Annotated in this window: 25 protein-coding genes; 7 read left to right on the forward strand and 18 right to left on the reverse strand. The window is 59.3% G+C overall.

Annotation, left to right across the window (positions count from 1 at the left end; all coding sequences use genetic code 11):
- Nucleotides 1-2: 2 nt before the first annotated feature.
- Genes EV286_RS19575 through topA form a run of 4 tightly spaced genes read right to left on the reverse strand, consistent with a single transcriptional unit; the run spans nt 3 to nt 6,194 of the window.
- A complete protein-coding gene (locus EV286_RS19575; protein ID WP_132958830.1) occupies nt 3-683 on the reverse strand; it encodes an NUDIX hydrolase in 681 nt (226 codons plus the stop codon).
- Nucleotides 680-1,132 carry a DUF983 domain-containing protein gene (locus EV286_RS19580; RefSeq protein WP_132958831.1) on the reverse strand — a complete coding sequence of 151 codons (453 nt, stop codon included), beginning with the start codon at nt 1,130-1,132 and terminating at the stop codon, nt 680-682. The genes EV286_RS19575 and EV286_RS19580 overlap by 4 nt, the downstream gene beginning before the upstream one ends.
- 29 nt (nt 1,133-1,161) lie before the next feature.
- Nucleotides 1,162-3,513 (reverse strand): ribonuclease R, encoded by a 2,352-nt coding sequence (gene rnr / locus EV286_RS19585; RefSeq protein WP_245500775.1) that lies wholly within the window; start codon nt 3,511-3,513, stop codon nt 1,162-1,164.
- A 20-nt stretch (nt 3,514-3,533) separates the two neighbouring features.
- Nucleotides 3,534-6,194 (reverse strand): type I DNA topoisomerase, encoded by a 2,661-nt coding sequence (gene topA / locus EV286_RS19590; protein ID WP_132958833.1) that lies wholly within the window; start codon nt 6,192-6,194, stop codon nt 3,534-3,536.
- A 298-nt stretch (nt 6,195-6,492) separates the two neighbouring features.
- On the opposite strand from topA, the gene EV286_RS19595 reads away from it, so the two are divergent.
- Complete coding sequence (locus EV286_RS19595) at nt 6,493-6,663, forward strand: hypothetical protein (protein WP_348633566.1); 171 nt, start codon at nt 6,493-6,495, stop codon at nt 6,661-6,663.
- On the opposite strand, the gene dprA is transcribed toward EV286_RS19595, so the two are convergent.
- A complete protein-coding gene (gene dprA, locus EV286_RS19600) occupies nt 6,637-7,806 on the reverse strand; it encodes a DNA-processing protein DprA (protein WP_132958835.1) in 1,170 nt (389 codons plus the stop codon). The genes EV286_RS19595 and dprA overlap by 27 nt on opposite strands.
- A 109-nt stretch (nt 7,807-7,915) precedes the next feature.
- Here dprA and EV286_RS19605 point away from each other — a divergent pair, with 109 nt between their 5' ends.
- Complete coding sequence (locus EV286_RS19605) at nt 7,916-9,244, forward strand: tyrosine-type recombinase/integrase (RefSeq protein WP_132958836.1); 1,329 nt, start codon at nt 7,916-7,918, stop codon at nt 9,242-9,244.
- Nucleotides 9,245-9,248: 4 nt separating this feature from the next.
- Here EV286_RS19605 and EV286_RS19610 read toward each other — a convergent pair whose 3' ends face one another.
- Nucleotides 9,249-9,716 (reverse strand): hypothetical protein, encoded by a 468-nt coding sequence (locus EV286_RS19610; RefSeq protein WP_132958837.1) that lies wholly within the window; start codon nt 9,714-9,716, stop codon nt 9,249-9,251.
- 627 nt (nt 9,717-10,343) lie between these two features.
- On the opposite strand from EV286_RS19610, the gene EV286_RS19615 reads away from it, so the two are divergent.
- Together EV286_RS19615 and EV286_RS19620 are read left to right on the forward strand one after the other, a co-directional pair.
- Nucleotides 10,344-10,643 carry a helix-turn-helix domain-containing protein gene (locus EV286_RS19615; protein ID WP_132958838.1) on the forward strand — a complete coding sequence of 100 codons (300 nt, stop codon included), beginning with the start codon at nt 10,344-10,346 and terminating at the stop codon, nt 10,641-10,643.
- Between the two features lie 258 nt (nt 10,644-10,901).
- Nucleotides 10,902-12,089, forward strand: a complete 1,188-nt coding sequence (locus tag EV286_RS19620) for a DUF3631 domain-containing protein (RefSeq protein WP_132958839.1) — start codon at nt 10,902-10,904, stop codon at nt 12,087-12,089.
- Nucleotides 12,090-12,642: 553 nt separating this feature from the next.
- Here EV286_RS19620 and EV286_RS19625 read toward each other — a convergent pair.
- The 4 genes from EV286_RS19625 to EV286_RS19640 are packed head-to-tail and all read right to left on the reverse strand — an operon-like array spanning nt 12,643 to nt 14,638.
- Complete coding sequence (locus EV286_RS19625; RefSeq protein ID WP_132958840.1) at nt 12,643-12,978, reverse strand: hypothetical protein; 336 nt, start codon at nt 12,976-12,978, stop codon at nt 12,643-12,645.
- 15 nt (nt 12,979-12,993) lie between these two features.
- Nucleotides 12,994-13,272, reverse strand: a complete 279-nt coding sequence (locus tag EV286_RS19630; protein WP_132958841.1) for a hypothetical protein — start codon at nt 13,270-13,272, stop codon at nt 12,994-12,996.
- Nucleotides 13,269-13,655: a hypothetical protein gene (locus EV286_RS19635; protein WP_132958842.1), complete on the reverse strand. Its 387-nt coding sequence runs from the start codon at nt 13,653-13,655 to the stop codon at nt 13,269-13,271. The genes EV286_RS19630 and EV286_RS19635 overlap by 4 nt, the downstream gene beginning before the upstream one ends.
- A complete protein-coding gene (locus tag EV286_RS19640) occupies nt 13,652-14,638 on the reverse strand; it encodes a phage tail tip lysozyme (RefSeq protein WP_132958843.1) in 987 nt (328 codons plus the stop codon). The genes EV286_RS19635 and EV286_RS19640 overlap by 4 nt, the downstream gene beginning before the upstream one ends.
- Nucleotides 14,639-14,737: 99 nt before the next feature.
- On the opposite strand from EV286_RS19640, the gene EV286_RS19645 reads away from it, so the two are divergent.
- Nucleotides 14,738-14,971: a hypothetical protein gene (locus EV286_RS19645; RefSeq protein WP_132958844.1), complete on the forward strand. Its 234-nt coding sequence runs from the start codon at nt 14,738-14,740 to the stop codon at nt 14,969-14,971.
- A gap of 1 nt (nt 14,972) precedes the next feature.
- Here the strand turns inward: EV286_RS19645 and EV286_RS19650 are convergent, their stop codons facing one another.
- The 8 genes from EV286_RS19650 to EV286_RS19680 all read right to left on the reverse strand — a co-directional run bounded on the left by EV286_RS19650 (nt 14,973) and on the right by EV286_RS19680 (nt 24,009).
- On the reverse strand, nt 14,973-16,562 hold the full coding sequence (locus tag EV286_RS19650) for a hypothetical protein (protein ID WP_132958845.1): 1,590 nt from the start codon (nt 16,560-16,562) through the stop codon (nt 14,973-14,975).
- The gene (locus EV286_RS19655; RefSeq protein ID WP_132958846.1) at nt 16,562-18,088 is read right to left on the reverse strand and encodes a hypothetical protein; all 1,527 of its coding nucleotides are present in this window, start codon (nt 18,086-18,088) and stop codon (nt 16,562-16,564) included. Before EV286_RS19655 ends, EV286_RS19650 begins: the two co-directional genes overlap by 1 nt.
- A gap of 314 nt (nt 18,089-18,402) precedes the next feature.
- On the reverse strand, nt 18,403-18,579 hold the full coding sequence (locus tag EV286_RS32020; RefSeq protein ID WP_165932888.1) for a hypothetical protein: 177 nt from the start codon (nt 18,577-18,579) through the stop codon (nt 18,403-18,405).
- A gap of 363 nt (nt 18,580-18,942) precedes the next feature.
- Nucleotides 18,943-19,446, reverse strand: a complete 504-nt coding sequence (locus EV286_RS19660; RefSeq protein ID WP_132958847.1) for a hypothetical protein — start codon at nt 19,444-19,446, stop codon at nt 18,943-18,945.
- A gap of 291 nt (nt 19,447-19,737) precedes the next feature.
- Nucleotides 19,738-20,340, reverse strand: coding sequence for a hypothetical protein (locus EV286_RS19665; RefSeq protein ID WP_132958848.1), 603 nt, complete (start codon nt 20,338-20,340; stop codon nt 19,738-19,740).
- 772 nt (nt 20,341-21,112) lie between these two features.
- Entirely contained in the window at nt 21,113-21,733 is a 621-nt protein-coding gene (gene plsY, locus EV286_RS19670) for a glycerol-3-phosphate 1-O-acyltransferase PlsY (protein ID WP_132958849.1), read from the reverse strand.
- A gap of 24 nt (nt 21,734-21,757) precedes the next feature.
- Nucleotides 21,758-23,056, reverse strand: a complete 1,299-nt coding sequence (locus EV286_RS19675) for a dihydroorotase (RefSeq protein ID WP_132958850.1) — start codon at nt 23,054-23,056, stop codon at nt 21,758-21,760.
- A complete protein-coding gene (locus EV286_RS19680) occupies nt 23,053-24,009 on the reverse strand; it encodes an aspartate carbamoyltransferase catalytic subunit (RefSeq protein WP_132958851.1) in 957 nt (318 codons plus the stop codon). Before EV286_RS19680 ends, EV286_RS19675 begins: the two co-directional genes overlap by 4 nt.
- 182 nt (nt 24,010-24,191) lie before the next feature.
- On the opposite strand from EV286_RS19680, the gene EV286_RS19685 reads away from it, so the two are divergent.
- Nucleotides 24,192-25,850, forward strand: a complete 1,659-nt coding sequence (locus EV286_RS19685) for an acyl-CoA dehydrogenase family protein (protein ID WP_132958852.1) — start codon at nt 24,192-24,194, stop codon at nt 25,848-25,850.
- A gap of 147 nt (nt 25,851-25,997) precedes the next feature.
- On the forward strand, nt 25,998-26,654 hold the full coding sequence (locus EV286_RS19690; RefSeq protein ID WP_132958853.1) for a TetR/AcrR family transcriptional regulator: 657 nt from the start codon (nt 25,998-26,000) through the stop codon (nt 26,652-26,654).
- Nucleotides 26,655-26,693: the final 39 nt, after the last annotated feature.

Genomic DNA, 26,693 nt, shown 5'->3' on the forward strand with positions numbered 1-26,693 from the left:
CCTTAGAGAACATTGCGAACGAATCGCCCGTTGCGCACAACATAGAAGGGCACGGGCACGTCAAATCTAAGTGACGGGTCAACCTCCAGCAGGCCGACCACGTCGTTCAGTATGATCCGCGTGATGTCGGGGATGTTCAGACAAGAAACGTCGGCAATGTCAAGCCATCGCAGGTCGGTGAGTTCCTCTGAATCGCGGATATCGGAGGGATCGACGCCCGCCTCGTCGGTGAAGGCGAGGAAAAAACGAGTGTCGTATCGTCTGACATGGCCGGGTGGAGTGATCGCCCGGGCAATGAAGCGCAGACAGCTGAGGTCTGCCGCATTCCCGGCGTTGCCGCCCTTGCACCCCTGTCCGCCCAGGACCAGGCTCGTCTCCTCCTCGAGCTCCCGAACGGCGGCGAGCGCGAGCGCGCGGACGTTGATGCCGGCGCGGCTCGAAGCTGCAAGCTTCCCGGCCACGCTCGCGTGAAGATCGCGCGAAAAGGCGAGGGCGTGATCCCTCGGATCGCGCCTTCCTCCCGGGAAGACATAGAGATCGGGCATGAAGACATGACCGGCGGCCCGGCGGCCGAGCAGGACGCGGTTGTGGCTACCGGAGCGGTCGACAAGGATCAGCGCCGCGGCATCCCGTGGCCTTGCCTGGACTTGCGGCCGGGGAGAGGTGGAGACCGTTCCGCTCACGCGGCGCCGTTTCCGTGGTCGAAATCCTCGGGATTGTCGTCATGTCCGCCGAAACCGTGCATCCGCATCGCCCACTGCAGGCCGATGACACCGCCCTTTATAGGCTGGATGCAAAGAAGGGCGGTGATGACCGTGATCGGCGCCCATATGCTGAGCGTGAGCCACAGCGGCAGCGGATAGACCATGTCGGTCATCATATATCCGCCGACGATCACATGGCCGAGGACGAGGATGACGAGGTATGGGGGCAGGTCGTCGGAGCGATGATGGAACATCGCCTCGCCGCAGGTGGCACAGTGGTCAACCGGTTTCAGGAAAGCGCGGAACAGGCGGCCCTCGCCGCAGGCCGGACACTTGCAGGCGAGACCACGCATGATCGAGCGCCCGATCGGCCGTTCTCCCTCCGCCTGTCCATACTGGATGATCCGGTCGGATCGACTGCCCGTCATCGTGCTTCCTTCCTGCCGGGGCTGCCCTGTCAGTGGCGTCCGCGCGGCGGTCTCGTGCCCGGCTTCTTGCGGGCCTGGCTGCGGTCGCGGCGCCCCGACTTGTGGAAGGAGCGCGTCGCGGCCGGCATGTTGCGTCCCTCGCTGAGGACTTCGAAGCGCAGGGCGCCGGCGAGCGGCACCGCTTCCACCAGCCGGACCGTCACGGTGTCTCCGAGACGATAGCCGCGGCCGGTCTTCTCTCCGGTCAGGGCCTGGTGGGCCTCGTCGTAGATGAAGTAGTCCGCGCCGAGCGTAGATATAGGAACGAAACCGTCCGCACCATAGTCCGGCAGGGTGACAAAAAGACCCGACTTGGTGACGCCCGAGACGCGGCCCTCGAATTCCTCGCCGACACGGGTGCTGAGATGGTGTGCGATCAGCCGGTCGATCGTCTCGCGCTCCGCGGCCATGGCGCGCCGCTCGAAGGTGGAGATTTCCGCTGCGACGTCGTCGAGCGCTGCCTCTTCCTCCGGCGTGATTCCTCCCTCGCCGAAGCCGAGGGAGCCGACCAGCGCGCGGTGGACGATGAGGTCCGCATAGCGGCGGATCGGCGACGTGAAATGCGCGTACTTCATCAGGTTCAGGCCGAAATGTCCGATGTTCTCGGGGCTGTAGATCGCCTGGCTCTGCGAGCGCAGGACCATCTCGTTCACCATGGTCTGGTGGGCCGTGCCTTCAGCCTTGGCCAGGATGCCGTTGAAATTGTTGGCGCGCATGTTTCCGCCCTTCGCCAGGGAAATGCCGAGCGTGGCGAGGAATTCGCGCAGGATCTCCTGCTTGGCAAGCGTCGGGCCGTCGTGAATGCGGTAGACCAGCGGCTGCCGCTTCTTCTCCAGCGTCTCCGCGGCTGCAACGTTTGCCTGGATCATCATCTCCTCGATGAGCTTGTGCGCATCGAGGCGTGCCGGCACGACAACGCGATCCACGGTACCGTCGGGCTTCAGCAGGATCTTGCGCTCGGGCATGTCGAGTTCGAGCGGCTGGCGCCGGTCGCGGCCGCGTTTCATTTTCTCGTAGGCGTCCCAGAGCGGCCTCAGGATCGGTTCCAGCAATGGACCCGTCTTGTCGTCGGGCTTGCCATCGATTGCCGCCTGCGCCTGCTGATAGGAGAGCTTTGCCGCGCTCTTCATCATGATGCGATGGAACGTGTGGCCGGCTTTACGGCCCTCTTTCGAGAAGACCATGCGAACCGCGAGCGCGGGCCGGTCGACGCCTTCCCTCAGCGAGCAGAGATCGTTGGAGATTTTCTCCGGAAGCATGGGCACGACGCGGTCGGGAAAATAGACCGAATTGCCGCGCTTGAGGGCCTCGCGGTCGAGCGTGGAGTTCGGGCGGACGTACCAGGAGACGTCGGCGATCGCCACGGTGACGATCACGCCGCCAGGATTGTCCGGCGACGGATCCGCCTCGGCGTGGACGGCATCGTCGTGATCCTTCGCGTCGGGCGGGTCGATGGTGACCAGCGGGAGCGTGCGCCAGTCTTCGCGATGCGACATCGTGGCGGGCCTGGCCGCCTCGGCCTCGGCAATCACGCTGGGCGGGAAGATGTGCGGGATGCCGTGCGCATAGATCGCGATCATCGAGATCGCCTTCTCGGAGGCGACGGATCCTATAACGGACAGCACCTTCGACTTGGGGAGCCCGAAGCGTCCAGTCCTTGCGACTTCCACCTCGATGAGATCGCCGTCCCTTGCGTCGCCGGTATCGCCCGGATCGACGACCATCTCCTCGCCGCGACGGTCGATCGGCATCAGTCGCCCGCCGCCGCCAGGCGTCTCGCGGAAGACGCCGAGCAGCGCATTGCGCCGCTTGTCGATGACCTTGATGATGCGGGCGGTATATGCGGGTCCGCCGCGGTCCGCGGCCGGAAATATCTTGGCAAGAATGCGATCGCCGAGGCCGGCCACGGGTGCCTTGCCCTTGCCGTTGCGGCCGGCAGCGGAGGATGACTGGCGTATGGCGACTGCAGGCGCAACGCCGGCCTCGTCCGGCCATTCCGCCGGTCGTCCGATCAGTTCGCCGTCCTTGTCGCGCGTCGTGATGTCGAGGACCGTGACCGGAGGCAATGCTCCCGGGCGGATCAGCGACTTGCGGTTCTTCTGCAGCATCCCGTCTTGTTCGAGGTCACGCAGCAGGTTCTTGAGCTCGACGCGCTGCTCGCCCTTCAGTCCGAATGCCTTGGCAAGTTCACGCTTCGATGCCTTCTGCGGATGATCCGCGATGAAGCGCAAAATCACTTCCCGCGGCGGCAGCAGGCCATGCACGATATTCAGGGGCTCTACGCCCACCGGATCCTTTCCCGCGTGGGCGCTCTTTCGGTGACGCCCGTCCGGGCTGCCCAGTCTGTCACGCGGGTCTTTCTTCACTCTGAACTCTTCTTCGCCTTCGCAGGGGCCTTTGCCTTCGGCTTTGTCTTGCCAGACGTCTTTGTCGATTTGGCGTCGGCCGCGGCAGTTTTCGATTTTGCGCCGGACTTGCCGCGGGCGGAGCTCTTGGTGGCGCTGCCCGCTTTGGCCGCGATGAGCGCCAGCGCTTCCTCGACGGTTACCGACTGCGGATCCTTGCCCTTGGGCAATGTGGCGTTGACCTTGCCCCAGTTGACATAGGGACCATATTTGCCGTCGCGTACGGTCATCGACCCGCCGTCCGGATGTTCGCCCAGATCCCTGAGTGCGGCCGGAGTTCCGCGGCTTCTGCCGCCGGAAGCCTTGCTCTGCCTTTCCGCAAGCAGCGTCACGGCGCGGTTCAGGCCGACGGTGAAGACGTCCTCGACGCTCTCGAGATTGGCATAGGTGCCATCGTGCAGCAGGAACGGACCGTAGCGGCCGATGCCCGACGAGATCATCTTGGCTGTTTCAGGATGCTTGCCGATGTCGCGGGGAAGCGACAGTAGCGCCATCGCCTTCTCGTAATCGATTTCCTCCGCCCGCCAGCCCTTTGGCAGGGAGGCGCGCTTGGCCTCCTTGCCTTCGCCGCGCTGGACATAGGGGCCAAAGCGACCGTTGCGCAGCGTCAGATCCTCGCCCGTCACCGGGTCGGTTCCGAGGTTCTTCGGCTCGTTGAGCGCCGCAGCCTCCGCCTCGCCACCGTTTTCGGCCGAAAGCTGACGGGTGTAGTTGCACTCGGGATAGTTCGAGCAGCCGACGAAAGCTCCGTACCTGCCGAGCTTCAACGAGAGATGGCCGGTGCCGCACACCTGGCATATTCGCGGGTCGCCACCATCCTCCCGCTTCGGGAAGACAAGGGGGGCCAATGCCTCGTTCAGCGCGTCGAGAACGTTGGTGACACGAAGTTCCTTGGTATCCTCGATCTGCGCGAAAAAGGCCGTCCAGAATTCACGCAGTACGTCCTTCCAGTTCAGCTCGCCGGCGGAGATGCGGTCGAGCTTCTCTTCCAGATCGGCGGTGAAGTCATACTCGACGTACTTCGTGAAGAAGCTCTCGAGGAAGGCGGTCACGAGCCGGCCCTTGGGCTCGGGGATGAGCTTGCGCTTGTCGATCGTCACATATTCGCGGTCGCGCAGCGTCGCGAGCGTCGCGGCATAGGTGGATGGCCGGCCGATACCGAGCTCTTCCATCTTCTTGATCAGCGAGGCTTCCGAATAGCGCGGCGGCGGTTCGGTGAAGTGCTGCGTCGCGTTGATCTTCTGCTTCGCGAGGTTTTCGCGCGCGTTGATTTCGGGAAGGCGGCCATCCTCGTCATCATCGTCGCTCTGCTCGCCGTCTTCCTTCTGGTCCGTATAGGCGGCGATGAAGCCGTCGAAACGGATCACGGAGCCTACGGCCCGCAGCCCTGCCTTCTGCCCGCCGTCGTCGGCGAGGATCTCGACCGTCGTGCGCTCGATCTCGGCGGATGCCATCTGGCTGGCAATTCCGCGCTTCCAGATCAGCTCATAGAGGCGTAGCTGGTCGTTATCGAGGAATTTGCGTACCTGGTCGGGGACACGATTGAAGTCGGTAGGACGGATCGCCTCGTGGGCCTCCTGGGCGTTCTTCGCCTTGGTGGAATAGAAGCGTGCCTTCTCGGGCAGGTAGCGGGCGCCGAACTGTTCGCCGATAGCGAGGCGCGCGGCATCGATCGCTTCCGGTGCCATCTGGACGCCGTCCGTACGCATATAGGTGATGAGGCCGACCGTTTCTCCGCCGATATCGACGCCCTCGTAAAGCCTCTGTGCGATCTGCATGGTTCTCGAGGCTGAGAAGCCGAGCTTCGAGGAGGCGGCCTGCTGCAGCGTCGAAGTCGTGAAGGGCGGTCCGGGATTGCGCTTGACCGGCTTGGCTTCGACCGAGTCCACGACATAGCTTGCGCCTTCGAGAAGCGCCTTGAGCCTGCCTGCCTCGTCGCCGTTTCCAACCGAGCGCGGCTGCAGCCGCTTGCCGTTCGCAGAAACCAGCTTTGCCTCGAACTCGTCGCCGCGCGGCGTCTTCAGGAGCGCCGAGAGATTCCAGTATTCCTCGGTGACGAAGCGCTCGATTTCGGTCTCGCGGTCGCAGACGAGCCGCAGGGCCACCGACTGCACGCGCCCAGCGGAACGGGCGCCCGGCAGTTTGCGCCACAGCACCGGCGAGAGGTTGAAACCGACAAGATAGTCGAGCGCACGGCGGGCGAGGTAGGCGTCGACCAGCGGCACGTCGATATCACGCGGATCGGCCATGGCGTCGAGCACGGCCTTCTTGGTGATCGCGTTGAAGACAACCCGCTTTACCGTCTTGCCGCCCAGTACACGCTTCTTGTTGAGCATGTCGAGCACGTGCCAGGAAATGGCCTCGCCTTCGCGATCCGGGTCGGTTGCGAGAAACAGGCCGTCGGAGGACTTCACCGCGTCGGCAATGTCCTTCATGCGCTTTGAGGAGGCGCCATCCACCTCCCACAGCATCTCGAAGTCCTGATCGGGAAGCACCGAGCCATCCTTGGCGGGCAAATCGCGCACATGGCCAAACGACGCGAGCACCTTGTACCCGGGCCCCAGATACTTGTTGATCGTCTTAGCCTTGGCAGGCGATTCCACCACTACAACATTCATAATGATTCTCTAAGCAAGGGTCGCGCCGGAGTGACAGGCGAGGTTTTCCCGGAACTCGCTCGGTCCCGGCCCTCCGACATGGACAGTGAAATCGCTGCGGTCAAGGGGTCGACCATATTTTTGCACTCTGCAACGTGATGCAACCAATGAGGGATTGTATACGTATTGCAATTTAAGATATTTGCGTTATCGTTCTCAGGGTGCAGAGAGGAAGTCTCCGGGAGAGCTTCCGGCCGCGATTCGACAGGGACGTCACATGGTGCCCAAGGTTGCAGAAACAGACGATGCGGATTCCGAGATGAAAGAGAGTATCGCCTACGTCCGGCAGATGCTGGGCGAACTGCGGCATGTCGCCAGGCGCCAGAAGGCAGACCTCCTCTGCTACCTGATCGAGATGGCCTATGTCGAGGCGGGCGATATCCAATCGGGTCAAAAGGCAATATCAATCAACCATAGCAAGCGAAACTAGTCCACCGGGGTGACGGTGCAGGCGGCCGGCGATGTCCAGTTCCAGGAGAACGAGATAGACAACCGGGGCAGGCAGGCCCGTGTGACGGATGATGTCGTCGATCTCGACCGCGGTGGGGCCGAGTGCGCCGGCGATCGTAGCGCGGTCTGAATCATCCGGTGGCACAAGGCTGGCCCTTCCATCCTCGTCGTCGCTCTCCTGCGCGATCGGTGCGGAGAAGAGGTCGAGTTGGGAAAGGGGCGACAGCGCCTCGGCAATATCCTGTGGGCTGGTGACGATCGTTGCGCCGTCCCTGATCAGGCCGTTGGTGCCCTGACAACGCGGATCGAGCGGCGAGCCCGGCACCGCAAAGACAAGCCTTCCGAATTCACCCGCAAGTCGGGCGGTGATGAGCGAACCGGACCTTGTTGCCGCTTCCACGACCACGACGCCGAGGGCCATGCCGGCAATGAGGCGGTTTCGCCGCGGAAAGTCGCGGGCGCGCGGTTCCCAGCCGAATGGCATCTCGCTGACGGCAAGGCCGTTGCCGTTCCATATTTCGGAAAGCAGTCCGAGGTTTTCGGGAGGGTAGGGCTGATCGAGCCCGCCTGCCATCGCCGCGACCGTGCCGGTGTCGAGGCTTGCGCGATGGGCTGCCGTATCGATGCCGCGGGCAAGGCCGGAGACGATGGTATAGCCGGCCCTGCCGCAGTCCCGCGCGATCATGGCCGCGAACTTGCAGCCGCTGATCGAGGCGTTGCGGGAGCCGACGATGCCGACGCCGGGACGGGCCGCCGCGGATAGATCGCCCTTGGCGGCAAGGAGCGGCGGCGCGCCGTCGATCTGTCTAAGGGCCGAAGGATAGCCGGGCTCTCCGATACCAACGAAGCGGGCGCCAAACCGCTCGGCTGCTTCCAGTTCTCGGACTGCGTCGGATTCGGTCGCGATGCGGATTGCGCGGGCTGAGCCGCCGCGGCGGGAAAGCTCGGGCAGCATCTCAAGCGCGGTTTCGGCCGTGCCGCAGTGATTGATGAGCTCGCGAAAGGTGGCTGGGCCGACATTGTCGGAGCGGATCAGGCGCAGCCAGGCGATCCTCTGTCTTTCGGTCAGGGTTTCGTAAATGGCGGCATACGAAAATGAACGCCAAGCGCCTCTATAAAGCATTGAATACACTGAAATAAACTGTGCATTTCCGTTTATTGACGTTCGCCCCAAACCGCTGTTAAATGTTTACCCACAGCCCCTCGTGGGTAACAACTATCGGAGAACGGCGATGCCCAAGAGCCAACAAAGCCAATTCACGGATGTATTCATTCAAAGGCTGAAAGGGGGGCGAATTCCTGAGAATTGCAGCTTTAGCGTCACTGATGAGGTGACGGCAGATCGCTATACGGTCTGGGAGGGCAAGGGATTTGGTGTCCGAGTTGGGAAGACCGGCAAGCGGTCGTTTGTTGGCGTTTATCGTTTCGGTGGGAAGGTGCGGAAGATCACTTACGGCTCATACCCTGAGATGAGCCTCAGTGAAGCCAGACAGGCCCATGCTACCGCAGTGAATGACCGTAAGAGCAATAAGATCGATCCTGGCGCAATGGTGGTGGCGGCTCGCAAGGCTGAACGAGAGGCCGAGACGATAGATGATCTATGCGACGAATATCTGCGTCGTATCAAGAAGCGCAGTATTGATCAGGATCGCCGGAACTTCGATGTCACAATCAGGCCCGCTTGGGGCAAGCGGAAGGCGAAGGACATCACCACGCGAGACATTGCGATACTGCTGGATAGGATTGAGGATAGAGGCAGCCCAGTTATGCGGAACCGAATAGCCTCGCTGCTGTCCCGGCTTTTCAAGTTCGCTATCAGCAAGGGCTATATTGCGCCTCCGGGTCCCTATCTCAATATCGAAAGGCTGAAGGAAGAAAGCCGCGAGCGGACGCTAACCCCCGACGAAATCCGCTCACTCTGGACCGCCTTGGATACCCCAGACTTGAACATGGACCGAGCTACGGTGCTCGCTATCAAGTTCTGCCTTGTCACCGGTCAAAGACGAGGGGAGGTTGCAGGGACACCTTGGGCGGAGATTGATATGGAGAATGCCCTGTGGAACCTGCCGAAGGAGCGGACTAAGAACGGCAAGCCCAATGTCATTCCATTGCCTGCGCTTGCGATGGATGTCCTGCGAGAGGCGGAAACCCTGCGTGTCCGCAAAATGCCCCTCCGTCCTGACCGCAAGGACGGTCGGCCTTACGATCCAACTCCATCCGCCTACTTGTTCCCGTCTCCTCAGAACGGAAAGCCCATTGGGGCACCGGCACTAACCACAGGCTGGAACCGTTGCAGGGATTTGCTTGGGGTAGGGGATGCTACAATCCATGACCTGCGTCGGACATTCGCCACTACGCATGGTGAGCTAGGCACTCCGCTGGAAATTCTCCAAGCGCTAGTGAACCACACTCCGCCAGACGTGACGCGACGAGTCTATAACAAGGCGATTAACTTGGAGCCTCGGCGAATTGCGATGAATGCTTACTGCACTTGGCTAACGCAAATCCTGACAGGCGAGGGCGCTGACAACGTAGTGGCTTTGCACGGCAGGGTGTTGTGAGAAATCATGCTGTATAAAAATAGTGAGCACCAACTGCAATAAAGGCGAAGAAACTAAGGCTCCACAAGAAATTCAAACGTATCTTTGACAGGACTAGATGGTTTCTTTCACTCTCAATCCTTCCTAATTCTCTGATGTCGCTGATGCTCATGTTTTGATACTTTGTGCGGGGAGCTGATGGATTCATCTCGTCGTCTAGTGCATCTCGGAATTTACCGGCAATTTTTGAGTGAAATCGATTTCTTTCGTAGTGCTTCAGCGAAAGAAGAAATCCAAGCACTCCAACACCGACCAGTACTCCAGCTAGAACCGTTGGATGGATAATCGACTGATTGCTCCCGTAAAGAACTGAAACTACAGCAGCACCAAAGACGAAAATCATGCTTGTCGCCTCTGATCGTTGTTCCTCATGTTGCCTCGCCTGAGTAACGTGCTCCTGATACATGGCGAGAAGGAAATCTTTCCTGTCCATTTGCATCACCTTCAAGACTACAACATTGGTAATTACTTATATTACGATCTAGTAGAGATTGTAAGAGAACTATACGGCAACCAAGGAGCTTCGCGACGCTAGGGCGGTATCCGTAATATTGCGGGGTTTAGTCCGGGCACGTGCTCAGTGTGAGAGGCTATAGGTGCAATTACCGGGCACTGAGTGCACCCACCCCCCCCCCGGAGGGGTCTGAGCGAAATTCACAGCCCTCCATGGTGGTGCCACTGGGATGCTCCCAATTGCCAGAGGGATGTATACGGGTCGTATAAATCCCAGTGGGAAATCGCCTGTTTCTCTACCCAAATCGTCTACCCAAGCGAGAGCGCTTCAGTCGGTCGTCCGCTATCCGCATGAAAATGTTGGGTTATCTGGTGCAAATCTCCACGTGAACTCCTGACACAGAGTCAAATTTCGCTGGTTTCCCCCCAATTTCTGAGCCGTGTTTTGTCAGTGAGTAAGTCTCACTGGTATGAATTCCGCTTATGTGGGGTAAAAAAGTGAATTTAGTGAGTAATTCCATTTATTTGTGAGCTATTCTGCCCGTTCAGGATCGCTTATATTCGGAAATCGAAATGGAAACGAATATCAATAAACGGGATTAAACCAATGAAGATCGAAGATGTAGAAGAGAACCAATTTTACACTGTTAAAGAAGCCGCAGATGTTCTGCGTATCGGCAGAACAAAGCTTTTTAAACTTCTTCGATTGAAGTTTGTGAAAGCTTATACTGCTCATGGCAAGACCTTTATTAAGGGTGGCGACTTGTTGGCCCACCACGCTCAGGAGTTCAAAGAACACGATATCAATCCAGCAAAGACCCGAGCGGCTGTTGCCGCCAGTGTGGGAAGCAAAAACCATGTGTCGAAGCAGAGAAAGAGAGCTTTGGAACATGAGCAAGCGAAGTGACGAGCATCCTGAGGCATATCCGCCCAAAGCAAAGCGGGTCAGACTCCCTGCACACCTGAAAGCCCCCAAGCCTCAGCGGAAGCCAAAGCCGATCCCTAAAGCGCCAACTGCAATATCTGATTGGGATTGAGCATTCCCCTACGAAATGTAGCCGTAGGGTTATGGGGTGGGATTGGTAATTGGAACTCCCGATCCCACCCCGCTTTTTCGGAGATTACGCCAACCTGAGGCCGTGCCGACCTCGTTTGCGAGCAAAAAATGAATAACAGAACCACACCGACAGCGCCATTCAACGAGGCCAATCCCGCAATTGGACCTAGCGGTCTAGCAGATCGCCCCAAAAACCTAGCGCTTGAGAATTGCGAAAATAACAACAATATCAATGTTCTAGCGGATCTAGCGGTTCCAATGGGGGGGATGGAAAGTATCGAAAGCATCTTGGATATGATTGCAGAGGCGTTGAAACGCCACCTTGTATTGCCTCCCATGGCAGCAGAGGCGATTGCCCTGTGGGTCAGTTTTACTCACTGCTTCGATGCATTTGATATTTCACCACGACTGGCATTCCTCAGCCCTGTGGCTGGGTGCGGGAAAACGGAGACGTTTAAAATCATCTCCCACATGGCAAAAAATGCCGTCCTGGCAAGCAACATATCCTCAGCGGCGATTTATCGAATTCCAGCAGGGTGCACACTCCTCCTGGATGAGCTTGATACGCAGGTTGATGGCAATGAGGCCCTAAGGGGAATTCTAAACTCTGGTCACTCAAGGGAGGGCGCTACCGTTCTACGCACAGCCAAATCAGACGGGAATGAAACCAAGTCCGACTGGGCGACAAACACGTACTCCACGTGGATGCCCATAGGCATGGCGAAGATTGGCAGATTGCATGACACATGGGCCACTCGGTCAATCATCATCCATATGAAGAAGAAACGCCCTGATGAGCATCACCCTCATCCTACACGCAAAAACAAAGACGCATTTAAGCTCCTGAACGCAGAGCTTGATAAATGGTCCAAAGAGGCGATCAAACTACTCCGTGAAGCCAACCCAAAGATGCCAGAAGGCATCGCAAACCGTACTGCTGATAACTGGCATCCGCTTCTTGCTATTGCTGATCTTGTTGGAGGTCATTGGCCGGAGACGGCGCGCAAAGCAGCCTTGGCTCTATCCAACAGCACTCGTGATCCGCCCAGAGGCGAGATGCTTCTGACAATCATCAAAGGTGTTTTTAGGAACCACTCTGCCCTCTGGTCAGATGAGATAATTGAAGGAATTAGGAAGCATGATGATGGTGACTTGTTCGCAGGTGTCACCTCTCGCCAGCTTGCGAAGCTCCTAGAGCCATTCGATATCAAACCTACTCAGGTCTTCAAGCACGCTACTAACAAGCGTGGTTATAAGAAGGCTGATTTTGAAGATGCGTGGAAGCGTTACACTTAATTGTAGCGTTTCCCATCCCCTCCCACGCAACCGCTAGAAGTGCTAGAACGTTGTTTTTATTATGAAATTTGGCATTTCCATCCGCTAGGTTTTTTGGGCCAAACGCTAGACCGCTAGGATCGCCCATCCATTGATTGCGGAAATACCCCTATGCCACCCTTTGCATCCCTCGAGCGATCACCAGCAACGCATGTGCTGTGCTCGGAAACTCCTGCACCAACGCCAGTCTCCTGACTACCTCCTGCGTAGCCCCAATCTCCCCAGCCTCCGCAAGATCGGCGACCAAGTGCGCCAGTGACATTATCCTGAGGACCTCCACATCACTCGTTGTGAGTGCCCACTTATTCATCTCTCCCTCATCGTCAGAACGGACCTTGTAGCCTCAGGCTGATACGTCCCTGAGAGCATCGCCACCACTCGCATAATCTCCATCCAATGCTCAGTGTCCCGCACTGCTAGCAGTCCAATCTTATCGGCTATGACCTCGCATCCTCGCCGCTTTGCTAGCCCCCGACGCTCTTGGGTCATGCCCCTTGTCCCCCTCGTCACAGTGTCAAACCGAGGCATCGATTTCCTCCAAAATCCTCAAAACCTCATCATCTGGCACGGCCTGCGCTAGTCTCTTCGCCTGTTCGGTACGATCCCGGAGCGGCTTTGGAGCACCACAGTAGGGATCGACGGCATTTCGGGCGAGTAGCCAATCTTCTATGAGCGACATAGTGGTGAACCACTCACCGGAGGGCAGTCTCGCGATAGGGAAGCCCTCTGTCAGTCGCCAGTTGGCAATAGTCTGACGCGTTCGACCAAACATAGCGGCGATTTCATCCAGCCCTATGATGATCGGAGAGCCTACTTGCTCCATCTTCGCTTTGTTTACAGGTCGGCCCATAACTCGGTTAAGCTCCTACCAAGCAGTGCCGGAGTTATGGCGGATTGCGTAAGTTGGGCCGACGAACACTGAGGAGGGTTTCCGAGAGCGGAGGGCTTTTTCCACCCCGGTTACGCTAGGCGCATGACCGAGGAAGGCGATAGTGTTTGGCTCCGCAAGTTCGTCTAGGGTGTCGATTACCAGAGGTGTGCCGATAAGCTCTGTGAGATAGCCTGAGATTTCGAGAGCTTCGGAAATCTCCACAGGGGATAGCTGTCGCAGAGCACCTTTCAGAGGGATGATTTCGTAAGTCATGGCTTTCTCCTGATGACGTATCCGCCTTCGGATGTGATGTGATAAAACATGCCTGAGCGGTTGTTAGCCAAGCCATCTTGGACGGCTCGAAGGTTGTAGTCTGTTAGGTGGGCTAGACGTGCGAGGTCAGTGCTCTCGACTAGCCAATCGGAGTCCGTTTCTTCCCAGCGGGGGTCATTTCGATTTTCGAAACAAAGTGTCGCCTTGTCCCAATATGCGAGGCCTCTGCGGTCGTCGTAGCGTCGCCGGACAAAGACGAAAATCAACTGGTATGTGGTGGTGTCGTCCAAGGGTAGGGCATCCGCCAGGAAGGCATCTTCTCTGGCATCTTGTGCCTTGAGCAAGCGCTGCCGGAACTCGGTTTCGTTTATCAAAGTGATCATGAGTTGCCTCCTCGGAAGAAGTCGCCAAATGTTGACTCGGTTGGAAGGATGGAGGGCGTCTGGCCGAGAGCGAGCATGGCTGCAATACGCTGGCGGGCCACAGCACTCCGTTGATCGTCCTCCGATGTATCCGGCGTCATGACGCTAAGATCAGGGGGCACGAACCTGTTGCCGGTTGAGCCGCTAGGATCGTCCTCAGTGCCCGTCTCTGCCGGGTCTATGGTTTGAAACAGGCTCGGGTCCCCGTTGCCTGGGTTCGAGGCCAAGGCAATCTGTGCATTCGGATCATAGGTTTGCAGGACGCTGGCAGTGTTTCGCAGACTGTTGCTGTAGCCGTGGCCTGCGCTAGGGTTCTTGACCGAGTAGCCCCGAGGACGCTCGTAGTGCATCATAGCTGCGGCGGCCTGCTCTGGCGTCTCGGCAGTGCTCAGCGAGCGAAATGCAAGCTTCTCACTAGGGCTATTCCTGATTTCGTGGTCGAAGAATTCTAGCTGTGTATCGAAGTCGTATGGGGAGGTTTTGCGATCCTTCGCGAAGGAAACCAGAGCTTGGCGACGTTCCTTATTCCATTGCCCGATACCTAGCGAAATCCCTGCATCTCCGATGGCACCTGTCCGCAGGTCTGCATAAGCCTCCTGCATGAACCGGCCCACCACACCAGCGGCTTGAACCGGAGACCAGCCGAGGCTGACAAGCTTCTGCATGGCGTATTGCTGGCGATGACCGGCATTGGATTTGGGGGCCGTGGGCGCGTTCGATGGGGCGGATGGCGTTCCGGTGCCGGGGATACCTATACGCTCGCCACGGGCCGAATTTGGCGGGTTTCCGACCCCATTTGACGGCGATCCGGCCCCGCCCATATCAACATCCCCAAGCTCTTCCGCCCCTTCTGGCAATTCGCTCAAGGGCACTTCCACAGTCCTCCCATCGACGCGAATTTTCGCCGTCTTGTCGTTTTTCTCGAACAAGAAACCTATCGCCATGTCAGGGCCTCCGCTCGCGATGCAGGTGGAGTTTTCGTTTTGTTCTCGCGTGGGTTGTGGTATAATGAACCGTATTCCAGCGGTTTCGGAGTGGCCCACATGGTTACGTTTCTGATTGTCGTCATCATCCTGCTGATATTTGCGACCAACGCAGACATGCGGGAAACAGCGAAGCGGGATAGCTGGAAGCCAGAGCCGGTATGGCTCCCGCCTATGACGGATGAACAGGCGAGAAGCGCCCAGTGCCTCGAAATCACTGACAATGAACTACGCAGGAAGCTTGGGCTTCTACCGGTTGAATACCTCGGGTGGGCGTACAAAGAAGAGGAATAGGTCATTCCACGACCCTCCCGTTTCTGAGCTTCTCCGGGGCCAAAGCCCGCTTCCCGGCCTCCATACCTCCAGACATGCCAAGCACCCGGCCTAGAGTTCCCGCCTTGCCGATGCTTGCCGGTACTGTGCCGTTGCTTATTAGCAACTGAGCATCACGAGCCGCACCAGTCGTGGCCAGATATTCTGCACCTCGGGCAACGGCTCCCACGCCTGCACCGATCCCCATCCCAAGCGGGCCACCAACGGCGTAACCAGCTCCACCACCTGCAACCGCAGGACCAACGGCGAGTTTCCCAAGCAGGCCTAGAGAACTCATAAGGCTATCGATCCCACCACTACGAGCTACAGCCTGAATTGCCCGCTTCTCAGGCGCAGTCCAACGCTTGTTGAAATCCTTCGCATTAGCGATGCTGCGGAACTGGCCTCGGATAGCTGCATCAAATGGCTGGCCTGCGTTCTCGGCCTTGTCGAAAGCCCGTTCCAGTATCTCGACTTTGCCACGGGCAGTCCAAAACTTGCGGGCACTTACAAGCGACTGTCGGCCTACGTCGATATCACCGGCCACGATGTCGGCCGCCTTCAGCCCACCTATCCAATCATCCAGTGCGCCTTTCATGCTCATAAGCACAGGCATGGAAGATTGATCGCTCTCCGGTAGGTTCGAAATCACCTTGTTGAGGAACTGCCGTTGTGCCTCCGCCTGCGTCAACGTCATCTGCTGGCCTTGGAGTTCTCGAAAGGCATCAAGAGCCGTGACGGCTGCACGGTCGGTGCGAGGATCAATATTCGCCTTGGCTGCGGCTCGGTTCACTTCTTCGACGGCATTGTTCCAAGATGACTGCGAAAGCCTAACTCCTGCATCGTCTGCCGTCTTATAGAGCTTGCGAGCCTCTGCAGTGATGGCTTCCGATGTACGAGGTTCAACGCCTCGGTTCATGAACCTAGCGCCAACCTTCCCGGCGAGTTCACCAGCAGGGGCGAGCACTCCACCAGCAGCGGCACCAATCGCGGCACCTCGGGCAATATCCTCACCCCGGCCAGCCGCGTCGAGGCCACCTATGGCGGCACCGGACCCGGCACCAGCCACGGCCCGCATACCCATGCTCTGACCTTGAGCCGCGCCAAAAGCCGCAGGCGCTAGCTTCATAAGCCCGCCTGTGGTTGCCATCGATCCGCCGAGTTCGGCCAGTGCGCCTGTCACACCCTGACGGGATTTCGCAGCGTCGGTTCTAGCCCGCTCGGCCTCGGTCCCGGTTCCAGACATATATCCAGCGGCAGCATCTGCCCAACCGAAAGTCATGCCTCGCGCGGTCACTCGCACAAGGTCGTCTATGGTCTGAAAATCACGCTTTGTGCGCTCCCACTCATTGCCCGCTGCTTTCTGCGTCCAATCCCAAACCTTATCGACAAAACCTTTCTCACGGTTGTCGAGATACTCCCGATCGGAAGAGGGAGCCGAAGAGGAGCGGACACCAGAACCACTGCTAAGATACCCGGACTGGCTCGCATCACTCTTCGGAGGGCCGCCTCGGAGTGGAGCGGCCTTTTCGTTGTTCGTCACTATTGGAGCGCTTTCCCACCATTCGACCATTAGGGTTTCCTCCGAATGCTGCCATCAGGAGCGAGGAACGTTGTCCCGCTGGGGAGCTTGTCGAATTGTTCTTTGGTGATCGCCTTAGGGCTGCTGTCCGCAGGATTACCGAACTCGTCAAAGCTCAGCTTCTCCCGCTTTCGCAGGCGATAACCATCCTCGGGGGAGAGCTTGCCCTGATCTACGAGACCATCAATCTGCTCCGGGGTTCCATAGACCAAGTCGAGATAGACATTCTTCAGACGGCGGAGATTGTCCTGTAGGACATCGAACTTCTGGTTTACGTCGATATTGCCTTTGGTGCGTTCCAGCAGTTCTAGGTCTCTATCCGAGACATTGCCGAGCGCTCCACCTGTCGGGGAGTTCAGCCGCATCTGCTGGATAGCATCCGCCGAGACATTGGCTTTGATCGTCCCGATGAGCCTATCCACCTGGCCGACGGTGCTATCGGAGAAATTGCGACGAACCGCCCTATCAGGCCCAGACGGCCACTCGCTGGCATTTCCCATTACATTCAGGGCACGACCAATATCCTGCAGGACGATCCCACCCGAGGTTTTCGTCTGCTGCTGGCGGTTGCTTTCCTTGTCTCGGGCTGCGTTTTGCTCTGCCTCGGCAGGAGAACCGGAGAGAGGGCGAATTGCCCGACGACCGTCCGCACCAACATAAGCTTCGTATCCAGCCGGAAGCGGGCCAAGCGTCCCTTGGTCGCCCCCACCTTCCATCTCTTTCGCGAGCTTCAAGGCAGCATCGCCACCATCCATGTCGCCAGAGCGATATAGCTGTTGGGCATTCCGGCGAAGCTGGGCAGGGGTCAAATCTCCCTGAGGCTGCGCCATGCCCGGGATAGGCATATTTCCGCCCTGTTGAGCCATGGGCGTCGGAGAAGTGAGACGACCAGAGGAGGCCGGGGCACCGGACATGGGAGCACCAAAGGCCTCCTGCCGCAATTGCTCCTGCCTAAGCTCCTTCCCCTGTTTGATGATATCGGAGAGGTCGAGCTTCCCGCTGAGGGCTGCTGCTGCCATGGTTGCCGCTTCGCCGGGCTGAGAATTTGGCAGGGCGTTCATGATGTAGCTCTTGACCCCGGCCAGAGCTTCGGAGTCCAGATCGGCAATCGCCTTGATCGCTGCCTTGCTGTCCGCTGTGCTCGGGTCCTCGCCTAGCTGCTGCAAGAGCTTTGTGTAGCTCAGCACTCGGACCTGTTTGGGAACGGTAGGGTCAGAAATGGACATCATTTTCTCAATGATATTCAAGTCCTGTTGCTTCTTCTCGTTCTCAGCAAGTCGGGCCTGTGTCTGCTGCTGGATTTCCGTACTCTGGGCGCGATATTGCTCCAGTGCATCGGCCTGCTGACGGCGGAATTGCATCTGCTCTTCAAACTGAGCCTGTTGGCGTCGGCTGCGCTCTTCCTCAAGTGCCTGCTGCCTACGGGCCGCATCTCGATCAGCACGGCGGTTTCGCGCGTTGCTGAAGGCTTCCGAGAACCCGGAGGCGAATGAACCAAGTCCACCTGCATCGGCCATGGTTATGACCCTTTCCCAGGTGCCGCCTCGTTAGTCGGGCTAACTGCACGAGGGGAATTGCCGGGGTCACTAATCGTCCCATAACCCTTCGAGAGGTCGTAGTTGACAGTGGTCGGCTTAGGGGTTGGTTTCTTAGCCATTATTCGAGTCCTTTCGCTGCACCGGATTTTTTCCCAACATGCTCCGAACTGAATTTCTGCTGCGGTCGAGTGCCAAGCACATGTCCTCGACCGTCGCGCCTCGGCTCCTCAAATGCAGAAGCTCGGCAAGCTCATCCGCAGTCCACCGCTTGTAGGGAGGGAGGCCAATCCGGATCAAAACTGCTTCCTCCCATCCACAGACCGCAACGTCATCAATCTGTTTTGGACAGAACCGATGCTGCGGCCCATCTCTTGGGCGATCATTTCGGGGGTCATTCGCCGTTCTCGGCTCAGGTACAGCACCTGCATATCCTCGTATTGCGTCCACGCTTGCCAGTCAGTCCTTTCCATCGCTAGGCTCCTTCCATGAAAAGCCAAGACGGTGCTGCCGTGCCCTTCGGGCTTCCCGGTCCTGCCGTAGGCGCTCGCCACGGTCATAGGGTTCGGCTGACTCCTGACGGAGTAATTCCTGGAGGGTGGCTTGATGGTCCAACTCGGTTTGATCGACATAAGGGCCAACCTGAGGACGGATGATGAGGCGGGACCTGTCCATCACACACCTCCTGTCCGAGTAGCCACTTTGGCCTTCAATTTCTCAATGGCTTCTTCGGCCAGAGACTTCGCGATATCCCGGTCTCGCTCCTCGGGGTCCGAGAGCCTACGGCGATCAGCCCTACGTTGGTTGATGAGTGCTCCAAGGGATTCGGCCATGGATCACTCCGAGCGGCCACGGCGGGACAGTCGGCGAGAACCGGCAGACTCGTAGCGAGCCTCTTTGCGTCGGTTGATGATGCTGCTTAGGCTCTCCGGTTCATCGAAGTCTTGAGAGTTGGAAATCACGGCTGCGTCGGCTGCACTCATACCATCAAGACCGGGTCCGCCTCGCATGACCCTGCGCTCAGCGGCTGCGGGATCGTTCATCCGGCGACGGTCGCGTTCGAGCTTCTGGCGGGTTAGAGACGCAACCTCGATTGCCGCTTTGGAAACTGGCATGGTTTCGAGGTCCGCCCACCTGCTATTCAGGACACCGAGCACATCGACATGATTTTCCGATAGATCGGGATTTTCCCGATAGAAGTCCTTGAAGAATTGTTCTCGGCTTTGATGCTGCGCGTATTCTTGGCGCACTTCCTGTTTGGTCTGCTCCCGGAGGAGGGCAACGGCCTTACCGGGGTCCACGTACATCAGATCTGCGATTTCCTGATCAGTGATTGGCATTCGGGTATCTCCTGGGGTGGTTTATGGGTATCTAAGCCATTGATTTGGCTTATGATACCACCCCCATGGGACGCAACAATGCCCCGCCAAATGGGCCGATTTGGCCATTTGGGTCTCATCCGTCACAAGGGGATCACGGTATTTTGTATGTTGCTAATATACGCGAGGGTCTAATCTGACCCCAAGGACCGCTCTAGGTCCGATTTGCTGTGTGGCACCGTCCCCGCACGCACGGCAACAGACTGAGAAGCCTCCGGAAACTAAGCACCGGGGGCTTTTCTGTAGGCGTTGCTAGGTCTTCTTGCGCGGTCGGCTCTTAGCCTCTGCAATTCGCGTATCAACCACAAGCGCCAAAGCCTGAAACCGCTTTTCCAAACCTTCGGCCTTGTGGATCAGCTCATCGCTCACACCATCACGATAGTACTGAGTTATCTGCCAAGAAAACCGCTTAACGTTGGGTGCTATCTTGGCCTCAATCTTCCGAAGCGCGGTCACGTTTAAGGAGTGGTCCGCCAAGGCCGCTTGAAGGTCATTGGCAAGGGTCTCGGTCGCGAGAATGCACTCTTCCCACTTACTTGCTCGATTTTCTCGGCGCTGCTCCTGGAACGACTGATGCAGGGATGGCGACCCATTCATCCAAGCAAGGGCTTCATACTTTGCCGCCGCCTCGCTGGCATAGACTTCCGAAAAATAAGGGTCGTTGTCGGCTGTGATCTTGGCAACGCAGAACTTCCAGCCATCATTGCCGGCAAAGACCGTTATACGGCGATTTCGATAGGTCATCATCGGATTGCCATTCTCGGATATGCTCCATAGTTCGTCCTGTGACTGAGGAGCGCGGCGCTCCTCAGAGGAGGTTCCTTGCTTCCCGAAAAGCCAGTCCAACAGACCCATGATAATCCTCGCCGAGGCAATGCACACTAATCTGCATATTCTTCGGTGATTGCATAGGCCCTTGCCTACAACTTAGTGTGGGACTAGCCTCATTGCTCATAGGGACGAGGGCGATGTTAGGCGGACTTAGGAAATCAGGCGTACTGGTACTGGCTCTAGGGATATGGCCTGCTCCAAGCTTTAGCGAAGAAACTGTAATAGTCGGGCCACTATCCATGACGTGCGCCCAATTTGCAGAGGAATACCGTAGAGCGCCTGATGCGACAGAGACGATTTATTTAACGTGGATACAGGGGTTTCTGACGGGAATGAACATGGGGGCATTGGATATAAGAGACCGCGTACGCCTCGACCCGAAAGACTACACAAGTGACGATTTCGTGCACCCGGCAGACATGTACAAGGCGCACGACGCACTTACGCGTATGGCCAATGCGGTTAGGACTGCTATCCAGGAAGGAGTAGTCGACATATCACCGAAGATTATGAGTCATAACTCACAGATGAGGTATGTCATGGATATCTGTGACCGACGACCTCTTGCATACCTTGGATTGGTGATTCTTGATCTTCGGCATCACATGAAGACCCTTTCGCAGAGCCAGCGTTAGCGCGGCGTGCCATCAAATGTGTACCCACAACGCTACCCACGGCGAAAATAAAGCGCCGAATATATCGCCAACATATTGAAATAAAAGCGTTATCTGGAATGGCCTAGCTCTGTCTTTCGGTCAGCGCAATTCCGGTCGGCCTTGCGCTGCGCGAATCCATGCTACCCCTTCGCCCCGATCTTGCTTTCCGTCCCGGCCATCAGCCGGACAATGTTTGCCTTGTGCTTCCACCAGGTGATCAGCGTCATGAGCGCCATGGCAGCCGCAATCTTTTCGGCGCCCAGTATCCACAATGCAACCGGAATGACAAGGGTTGCAACCAACGCGGATAGCGAGGAATAGCGCGTCGTGAAAGCGAGCGCGAGCCAGACCACGGCGAAGACGAGGACCATCTCCGGCGCCATGCCGAGCAGGATGCCCATGTAGGTGGCGACGCCCTTGCCACCCCTGAAGCCGATCCAAACCGGGAAAAGGTGGCCGATGAAGGCGGCGAAGCCCGCGAGGATTCCCGCCTCCTCGCCGAAGAAGTGATGGGTGATCCAGACCGCGGCGGTCCCCTTCAGCGCGTCGAGCAGCAGCGTCGCGGCGGCAAGCTTCTTGTTGCCGGTGCGTAGTACGTTGGTCGCGCCGATATTGCCGGAGCCGATCTTGCGCACGTCGCCGAGGCCGGCGGCGCGCGTGAGCACGAGGCCGAAGGGAATGGAGCCGAGGAGATAGCCGATCGCGAGCGCGGCGAGCGCGATCGGCAGGGTGATGTCCCATGTGGTGAAGTCGGCGGTCATGGTGGTTTCGAGTCCTCGGTTCGATCAGCCTGCGTTCGACGAGTGCACGCACTGCCCGGCCACGTAAGTGGCAACGGCACGGCCGGTGAAGCGCGCATCTTCGAAGGGGGTATTCTTCGAGCGGGAGAGAAGCATGTCTTTGGAAACAAGCCAAGGCTCGTCGACGTCGATGAGCGTGATATCGGCCTTGGCGCCGGGCTTCAGCGTGCCGGCATCGAGACCGAATATCTGCGCCGGCCGCGTCGACATGGCGTCGATGAGGCGCATCAGGCTCACCTGGCCGCTGTGATGCAGGCGAAGGGCGGCGGCAAGCATCGTCTCGAGGCCGACCGCGCCGTCTTCCGCTTCGGAGAAGGGCAGGCGCTTGGTATCGACGTCCTGCGGGTCGTGCGAGGAAACGATGATATCGATCGTTCCGTCAGCAAGCGCGTCGATCATCGCAGTGCGGTCGTCCTCGGAGCGCAGTGGCGGATAGAGCTTGAAGAAGGTGCGATATTCGCCGATGTCGTTCTCGTTGAGAGCGAGATTGTTGATCGATATGCCGCAGGTCGCCTTGGCCCCACGCGACCGCGCAAGCCGGATCGCCTCCACCGACTCCGGCACGGAGATCATGGCGGCGTGATAGAGGCATTTCGTCAGCGCCGCGATCCTGAGATCGCGCTCAAGCGGGATGAGTTCGGCTTCTCTCGGGATACCGGAGAGGCCAAGCCAGCTTGCCAGCAGCCCCTCGTTCATCACGCCGTTGGCGCCGAGATATCTGTCGCGGGTCTCGCAGGAGATCACCGCGCCGAATTCGCGCGCATAGGTCATGACCCGGCGCAGAACCTGCGTGTCGTGGATGGTGGCATGCGAATCGCTGAAGACAACCGCGCCGGCCTCCCGAAGCAGGCCGATCTCGGTCATCTCTTCGCCGGCGAGACCCTTGGTGATCGCGGCGGCCGGATAGACGTTGACCAGTGCGGTATCGCGCGCCGTGCGCTTGACGAATTCGACCAGCGCAATGTCGTCGATCACCGGGTCCGTATCCGGCATCATGATGAAGGAGGTTACGCCGCCGGCAGCCGCTGCCCGGCTGGCAGAGGCGATCGTCTCGCGATGCTCGGCACCCGGCTCTCCGACATGGACGCGCGCATCGACAAGGCCCGGCACGGCGACAAGGCCGTCGCAATCCCTGATCTCGGCACCCTCAGGGGCGCCCTGGTTTTGCGCATCCCTGCCGGCGGCCAGGATGCGGCCGTTGCGAACGATGATCGTGCCGATCTCGTCGAGGTTGCGCGACGGGTCGATGATGCGGGCATTCTTGAGGACGAGAGAGTGGCTCATGCGCCTGCTCCATCGGTTCGGGGGCCCTGGTTCTGCGAGACGAGCAGGGCTTCCATGACCGCCATCCTGACCGCCACGCCCATTTCAACCTGCTGCGCGATCACGCTCTGCGGCCCGTCCGCCACCTCGGAGGCGATCTCGACGCCGCGATTCATCGGACCCGGATGCATGACGAGCGCGTCCTCCTTGGCCGCCTTCAGCGTTTCCGCGTCGAGGCCGAAATAGTGGTAATATTCCCGTACCGACGGCACGAAGGCGCCCGACATGCGCTCGCGCTGCAGGCGCAGCATCATCACCACATCGGCGTCTTTCAGCCCCTCCTTCATCGAATGAAAGACCTCGCAGCCCATTTCGGCGATGCCGGTGGGAAGCAGCGTTGCCGGGGCGACCACGCGAACCCGCGCGCCCATGGCGTTGAGCAGCAGGATATTGGAGCGCGCGACGCGCGAATGCAGCACGTCGCCGCAGATCGCGACGATGATGCGCGAGAGCTTGCCCTTCGCCCTGCGGATCGTCAGCGCGTCGAGGAGGGCCTGCGTCGGATGCTCGTGCTGGCCGTCGCCGGCATTGACGACGGAGCAGGAGACCTTCTGGGCGAGCAGGGCGGCGGCACCCGCGCTCGAATGGCGGATGACGAGGACGTCGGGATGCATCGCATTCAGCGTCATCGCCGTGTCGATCAGGGTCTCGCCCTTCTTCACCGAGGAGTTGCCGACAGACATGTTCATCACGTCTGCGCCAAGCCGCTTTCCGGCAAGCTCGAAGGAGGACTGGGTGCGGGTCGACGCCTCGAAGAAGAGGTTGATCTGCGTCAGGCCGCGCAGCGTCGACGTCTTTTTCTCCCTCTGGCGGCTGATCTTCACCGCCTCGTCGGCCTTGTCTAGGAGATAGGTGATGTCCTGTTCGGTGAGGCCCTTGATGCCGATCAGATGACGGTGGGGGAAGAAGACCATGAAACTGTCCTCCGGAATTGGTCAGGCGGTCTATAATGAGTAGGAACGCCATGGGCAAGCGCGGCCTGTGGGCAAGCCTTTCCGGGCATCATGCAATTTGACTCGAATCCCGCTACAGCCGTAACGGGCGGCGGCCAAACTTCCGGTTTCCTTTTGTATCTTTCTTGTTCTAGAAGCGTTTCATGACCCAATCAAATCGTACAGAAGAACGATTAGCCGAGCTGAACCAGCCGAAGCTCTGGTCCGGCATCAATGCGTACAGAACGGATCCGCTGATCGTCGATCTGACCTCGGCGCTTCCGCGCGCGATTCGCGAAGAGCTGGAATCAATGGGTCGCTACGTCACCTCGCATGAGGCGCAGGAGCTGGCACGCATGGCGAACGAGGGCGTGCCGAAGCTGCGCACGCACGGCCCGCGCGGCGAGCGGCTGGACATCGTCGAGTTCCATCCCGCCTGGCATGCGCTGATGCGCCGCTCCATGTCCATCGGGCTGCATTCCTCCGTATGGGATGCGCAAGCAGATGCCGAGGCCAAGGATCAAGCGCACAAGGTGCGCGCCGCCCGTTTTTACCTGACGGCACAGCTCGAATCCGGCCATCTTTGCCCGCTCACCATGACCAGCGCTTCCGTTGCCGCGCTGACCGCCTCGCCGGCAGTCCAGAAGGACTGGGCGCCGAAGATCCTGTCGCGCAAGTATGATTCGTCCAACAAGCCGGCGATGCAGAAGACTGCGATCACGATCGGCATGGGCATGACGGAGAAGCAGGGCGGCACGGATGTGCGCGCCAACATCACCAGCGCCGAAAAGGTCAGCGAGGGCATCTACCGCCTGTCGGGCCACAAGTGGTTCATGTCGGCGCCGATGAGCGACGCATTCGTGATGCTGGCCCAGACGAAGGATGGCATGGGTTGCTTCCTCGTGCCCCGCCTGCTCGAGGACGGATCGGCCAACGGGCTGCAGTTCCAGCGCCTGAAGGACAAGGTCGGCAATCGCTCCAATGCCTCCTCGGAGGTCGAGTTTACCGATACCTTCGGCTTCCTGCTCGGAGGTCCAGACGCCGGTATCCGCACGATCCTCGACATGGTGACGCTGACGCGGCTCGACTGCGCGCTGGCGTCGGCCGGCATCATGCGCGCCTCGCTCGCAGAGGCCGTCCATCACGCTCGCGGCCGCAGCGTCTTCGGCAAGATGCTGGTGAACCAGCCGATCATGACGCGCGTGCTCGCCGACATGGCGCTCGACGTTGCCGCTGCGACGGCGCTTTCCTTCCGTCTGGCCGACGCGTTCGACCGGGCTCGAGACAGTGCCGAGGATGCCGCCTTCGCCCGCGTCATGACGCCGGTTGCGAAATACTGGTGCTGCAAGATCGCTCCCGCGCTCATCTACGAGGCGATGGAGTGCATCGGAGGCAGCGGCTACATCGAGGAGAGGCCGATTGCCCGCCACTACCGCGAGGCACCGGTCAACGCGATCTGGGAAGGCTCGGGCAACGTCATGGCGCTCGACGTTCTCAGGGTGCTGAACCGGGGCAGGGATCTCTTCGAGACCGTCTTCGCCGGACTTGCCCGCGATCTCGGCCCGGCAGGCAAGAAGACCATCGACGTGTTGCGTGCCGCGATCGCACTTTGCGAAAGGGACGAGGGCGCCGGCCGCCTGCTGATCGAGCAACTGGCTCTGGCTGCGGGCGCTGCCGAACTCTACCGTCTCGGTGCCGGTCGCATTGCCGATGCCTTCATCGAGACGCGTCTCGCCGGCGGCTGGCGCTCCACCTATGGCATGCTCGATTCCCGCTTCGACGCCAGCTATATCGTTGACCTGCTTTATCCTCCCGCTACGTAAAGTTCCTCAACGTGAGATTGGCATTCTCCAGGCCGTCTTCTGCTATCGGTATCCACAGTCTTTGCAGCGTGTTACGCGCCGTCGTTATTGCGGGGCCTTTGCGCCGCTGCTACTCACCGGTCGGTGACAGGCTGGGATGAATAGAGAATGTCGAGTGCAGCTGCCGTCCTCGAGAGGACGGAATTGCCGGCAGAGCCGGAAAAGCGTATCCGCGATCGCGCCGCAACAGAGCGGGCAATCCTCGATGCCGCCAAGGGGCTCCTGGCGGAGGAGGGCTTCCAGAATTTCGGCATCAATGCCGTGGCGCGTCGGGCGGGCTGCGACAAGCAACTGATCTACCGTTACTATGGCGGGCTCGACGGCCTCGTCGAGACGATCGGCGCCGATCTTGGCAGCTGGGTGAAGGAGCGCATTCCCGAGGACAGCGGCGGCATGTTCCTGCTGACCTACGGCGATCTGATGGAGCGGCTGGCGCTTCTCTACCTCGATGCGCTGCGCTCCGATCCGCTGATGCGCCGCATCGTCGCCTGGGAGGTTTCAGAGAACACCGAGCAGGTGAGGCGGCTCTCTGAGGCGCGCTCAAAGGCGCTTTCCCAGTGGCTGGAACGGATGCGCGGCTCGCTGCCGGCGCCCAAGGGCATTGATACGCCCGCGGTCAACGCAGTGCTCATCGCCGCGATCCAGCACCTGGTGCTTGCCGCGGCGATAGGCGGGCAGTGCGCCGGCATTTCCCTCAAGACGCAGAAGGACTGGGACAAGGCGGCGACTGCGCTGAAGCGCATCGTTCGCGGCGTCTACGGCTGATCTTCGAGTAGTGCGGGTTCATCCACAGCCTCTGGCTCG

This window comes from Rhizobium sp. BK251 (assembly GCF_004345245.1).
Lineage (GTDB): Bacteria > Pseudomonadota > Alphaproteobacteria > Rhizobiales > Rhizobiaceae > Rhizobium.

What these genes read in the sequence shown, in the direction of transcription:
- EV286_RS19580 (WP_132958831.1), bottom strand. Translation starts at nt 1,132, where the DNA reads ATGACGGGCAGTCGATCCGACCGGATCATCCAGTATGGACAGGCGGAG.
- topA (WP_132958833.1), bottom strand. Translation starts at nt 6,194, where the DNA reads ATGAATGTTGTAGTGGTGGAATCGCCTGCCAAGGCTAAGACGATCAAC.
- EV286_RS19595 (WP_348633566.1), top strand. Translation starts at nt 6,493, where the DNA reads ATGAAAGAGAGTATCGCCTACGTCCGGCAGATGCTGGGCGAACTGCGG.
- dprA (WP_132958835.1), bottom strand. Translation starts at nt 7,806, where the DNA reads ATGCTTTATAGAGGCGCTTGGCGTTCATTTTCGTATGCCGCCATTTAC.
- EV286_RS19605 (WP_132958836.1), top strand. Translation starts at nt 7,916, where the DNA reads ATGCCCAAGAGCCAACAAAGCCAATTCACGGATGTATTCATTCAAAGG.
- EV286_RS19610 (WP_132958837.1), bottom strand. Translation starts at nt 9,716, where the DNA reads ATGGACAGGAAAGATTTCCTTCTCGCCATGTATCAGGAGCACGTTACT.
- EV286_RS19615 (WP_132958838.1), top strand. Translation starts at nt 10,344, where the DNA reads ATGAAGATCGAAGATGTAGAAGAGAACCAATTTTACACTGTTAAAGAA.
- EV286_RS19620 (WP_132958839.1), top strand. Translation starts at nt 10,902, where the DNA reads ATGAATAACAGAACCACACCGACAGCGCCATTCAACGAGGCCAATCCC.
- EV286_RS19625 (WP_132958840.1), bottom strand. Translation starts at nt 12,978, where the DNA reads ATGGGCCGACCTGTAAACAAAGCGAAGATGGAGCAAGTAGGCTCTCCG.
- EV286_RS19630 (WP_132958841.1), bottom strand. Translation starts at nt 13,272, where the DNA reads ATGACTTACGAAATCATCCCTCTGAAAGGTGCTCTGCGACAGCTATCC.
- EV286_RS19635 (WP_132958842.1), bottom strand. Translation starts at nt 13,655, where the DNA reads ATGATCACTTTGATAAACGAAACCGAGTTCCGGCAGCGCTTGCTCAAG.
- EV286_RS19640 (WP_132958843.1), bottom strand. Translation starts at nt 14,638, where the DNA reads ATGGCGATAGGTTTCTTGTTCGAGAAAAACGACAAGACGGCGAAAATT.
- EV286_RS19645 (WP_132958844.1), top strand. Translation starts at nt 14,738, where the DNA reads ATGGTTACGTTTCTGATTGTCGTCATCATCCTGCTGATATTTGCGACC.
- EV286_RS19650 (WP_132958845.1), bottom strand. Translation starts at nt 16,562, where the DNA reads ATGGTCGAATGGTGGGAAAGCGCTCCAATAGTGACGAACAACGAAAAG.
- EV286_RS19655 (WP_132958846.1), bottom strand. Translation starts at nt 18,088, where the DNA reads ATGGCCGATGCAGGTGGACTTGGTTCATTCGCCTCCGGGTTCTCGGAA.
- EV286_RS32020 (WP_165932888.1), bottom strand. Translation starts at nt 18,579, where the DNA reads ATGGAAAGGACTGACTGGCAAGCGTGGACGCAATACGAGGATATGCAG.
- EV286_RS19660 (WP_132958847.1), bottom strand. Translation starts at nt 19,446, where the DNA reads ATGCCAATCACTGATCAGGAAATCGCAGATCTGATGTACGTGGACCCC.
- EV286_RS19665 (WP_132958848.1), bottom strand. Translation starts at nt 20,340, where the DNA reads ATGGGTCTGTTGGACTGGCTTTTCGGGAAGCAAGGAACCTCCTCTGAG.
- plsY (WP_132958849.1), bottom strand. Translation starts at nt 21,733, where the DNA reads ATGACCGCCGACTTCACCACATGGGACATCACCCTGCCGATCGCGCTC.
- EV286_RS19675 (WP_132958850.1), bottom strand. Translation starts at nt 23,056, where the DNA reads ATGAGCCACTCTCTCGTCCTCAAGAATGCCCGCATCATCGACCCGTCG.
- EV286_RS19680 (WP_132958851.1), bottom strand. Translation starts at nt 24,009, where the DNA reads ATGGTCTTCTTCCCCCACCGTCATCTGATCGGCATCAAGGGCCTCACC.
- EV286_RS19685 (WP_132958852.1), top strand. Translation starts at nt 24,192, where the DNA reads ATGACCCAATCAAATCGTACAGAAGAACGATTAGCCGAGCTGAACCAG.
- EV286_RS19690 (WP_132958853.1), top strand. Translation starts at nt 25,998, where the DNA reads ATGTCGAGTGCAGCTGCCGTCCTCGAGAGGACGGAATTGCCGGCAGAG.